Raw genomic sequence first — 2,991 nt, forward strand, 5'->3', positions numbered from 1 at the left:
CTGAGATGAGTGTCTGGTTGACAGCGAAGGGGATAGTCACATGTGCGATCAACGCGACGCAGAAGAGCACCAGCATGATTACCGGCTCGGCGAGTAAGGAGACGACACGCGCACGGCTGCTCCCCATGCCGCCAAAGGTGCTGGCTGTATCCAGGGCCGCCAGAGCGGAGAAAAACCCCCCGAGCGAGAGGATAAAACCACCAGCCAGCATGTCCCCCATAAAGGCATAGGGGAGAGGATAGGCTGTCAGCACAGGAATGAGCATGGCCACAATGAGGGGCGTGATGAAGGTCAGAAGAGGAGCTGCATGATAAACCCAGGTGGCGTGCTCAGAAACGACGCTGCCCTTGTGCAAGTACTTCCATAGATCGCGATACGGCTGCCAGATGCTCGGGCCGTGCTTTGACTGAACTATCGCCTTGAGACGACTGATGATCCCCCGCAAGAGGGGCGCACAGAGCAGCACTGTTCCTATCTGGAACACTTGCAGGATCGCCAGAGGCAGCACACCAGACAAGACTACCAGACCTCCCTTCTTGCTCGCTTCAGCAAGCAACACGAAGCTGCGAACGAATGTCGAAAGGGACTGCTGTGCCGCTCCGAGCCAGCAGGAGGGAGAGGGGGGGAGAGTGCGCTACCCAATGAAAAAACCTCTACCTGCCGGCGCTCGTACCCAGCACAGGTAGAGGCTATCAGCATCTCGATTGGGATGCGTCAGGCGAGCCTCATCGCCATAAGTTATCAGGAGTTTCTCACTGTGAGAGTAGTATAGACCATTCTCCAAGGGATTGTCAAGGCGAGAGCTGTTCTGGCCAGTGCTCCCTAGAGGAGCGCTCCCTATGAGCTGAGCTGGTAGCGATCAGGAAAGGAATTAGTGGGCAGAAGGGAGCGAAGTGGCATCAGGCTGATGCATCTTGGGAAGGCGTATCAAGAGCCAGCGTAGACTCATCCCCTGCATAAGCAAGGTGAAGAAGACCACTGCATAGCACGAGATCAGTAAAATGGATCGCTGCGGTACCTCTGCAGGGAGAGCAAGGACGAGGGCGAGTGAGAGCGCTCCTCTCAGTCCGCTCCAAAAGATGATAAGCTGCCAGGAGCGAGGAAACGATGGCTGGCGCCGCTCTTTCCTCTCCCGCCTCTGAATGGGTGAAGCCAGCAGCGAATATGGTCCGAGGAAGAGCACGAGTATCAAACGCGCGAGTAAGACGACCCCAATAGCAAAGAGGGCGATGAGCAGGCTGGCCAGCTCCCCCCCCGACCTCGAAGGAAGGGAAAGAGGGTTTAATTGGGCGCCTATGAGCAGGAAGATGAGTGCATTAGCCAGAAAGGCCAGCACACTCCAGAAATTGTCGACTGCCATCCGCGTACGCTCTGACATGCCGATGCTGCGACCATAATTTCCAACGACCAGCGCTGCTACGATCACTGCCACGATCGCAGAGAGCTGGAGCAGATCAGCCAGCAGATAGACCCCGTAGGCAGTCACCAGTGTCATTGTCGTCTCCACCAACGGCTCATCGATGTGTCGAACCGTCTGGCTGATGAGCCAGCCAGAGGCCAGGCCAAGCGCAATGGCTCCCCCAGCTTGTAGAGCAAAGAGCAACAGGCCCCTTCCCCAGATTGCAACCCCTGCGCTCCCCCCGCCGTGCACACTCAGCAGGACTACTGCAAGAAAGGTCTGATAGAGAGACCCGGCCACTCCATCATTGAAGAGGCTCTCTCCCTCAATGATGACGGCAAGCCGCTCATCCACATGGAGCTGACGAAATAAGGATAGGACAGCTACCGGGTCCGTGGGAGAAAGAATTGCCGCCAGCAGGAACGCTGTCCCCCAGTCTAATCCATCAAGGAGATGGAGAACGCTGGCAGCGATCACCAGTGAGAGCAGCAAGCCTGGCCCCGCCAAGAAGAAAATGACACGCCACTGAGACCGTACAAGGTCCCAGCGTAATGACCAGGCTCCTTCAAAGAGCAGGGCTGGCAGAAAGACGAGCAGAACAAGATCAGGGATCAAACGGACGTCTGGAAGCAGCCCCGACATGCTCAGGATGAAACCAATGATGACCAGACCTAACGTATAGGGCACGGCGATTCTGCGCGTCAGGAAAATGGTCAGGAGTGCAATAATGAGGAGAATGATGGCGTACTCTTCGAGCTTCAATATGGGCATGCTAACCCTCCCTCACTCATGGGCTTCACTGTCTCACCGCGTTGCTTGGGCCTCAGTAGTCGCTGGAGATGAAGTCTGTGATAGATCGGTCGTTCCGCTCAGACGTAACATCAGGGCCCCTAGACTGGAGGCCATCACTCCAGAAACCAGAATCGCCAGCTTGGCCTGGGTCAGCGCCAGCGCCTGAGTCCCTTCAAAGGCGAGGTTGGCGATAAAAAGTGACATGGTAAAGCCAATGCCGGCCAGTGTGCCCAGACCTGGCAGGTGGCGAAAGCGGACTCCCTCCGGCAACTGGACAAGGCCCAGGCGACTGGCCAGCCACGAGGCCGAGACAATACCGATGGGCTTACCAAGGAGCAGCCCAAGGGCAACACCCAGGCTCACAGGGCTGAGGAGCTGATCAAGAGATCCCTCCAGACGGACGCCAGCGTTGACCAGAGCGAAGAGCGGAATGATCACAAAGGAGACCCACCGCTGCAGAAGGTGTTCCATTCGTTGCAGCGGTGCCTGTACATCCTTACAGACCAGTTCAAGTGCATGGATGAGGCTTTGCTGACGCTGATCCAGAAACCACTGTGGTGAGGCTCCAACGACCTCGCGGGACCCCTGGGCAAGCAGCTCCTGGGTTTGAGCCATAAAGGCTGGCAAATCCAGCCGCGCCCGGGCGGGCATAAGGAAGGCCAAGACTACGCCAGCGATACTCGCATGCACTCCCGAGAGAAAGAAGGCCAGCCACAGCACCAGGCCCAGCAGCGCGTATGGCCAGAGTCGACGCCATCCCAGCCGGCCTAAGAGAAACAGCCCACCAGCAACTCCCCCAG

General features: G+C 57.5%; 3 protein-coding genes and 1 riboswitch. All 3 genes read right to left on the minus strand.

The annotated features are described in order from the left end of the window. The coding region (locus BGC09_RS21930; protein WP_245688614.1) for a respiratory chain complex I subunit 1 family protein at positions 1-508 on the minus strand (508 nt) is incomplete at its 3' end. Positions 509-676: 168 nt separating this feature from the next. Next, positions 677-742, minus strand: a riboswitch (Fluoride riboswitch). A gap of 129 nt (positions 743-871) precedes the next feature. Continuing rightward, positions 872-2,170: a cation:proton antiporter gene (locus BGC09_RS21935; protein ID WP_069806332.1), complete on the minus strand. Its 1,299-nt coding sequence runs from the start codon at positions 2,168-2,170 to the stop codon at positions 872-874. Positions 2,171-2,203: 33 nt separating this feature from the next. After that, positions 2,204-2,991: Na+/H+ antiporter NhaA (locus tag BGC09_RS21940; protein WP_141727919.1), on the minus strand; the 788-nt coding region annotated here is incomplete at its 5' end.

This window comes from Thermogemmatispora onikobensis (genome assembly GCF_001748285.1).
Classification (GTDB): Bacteria; Chloroflexota; Ktedonobacteria; order Ktedonobacterales; family Ktedonobacteraceae; genus Thermogemmatispora; species Thermogemmatispora onikobensis.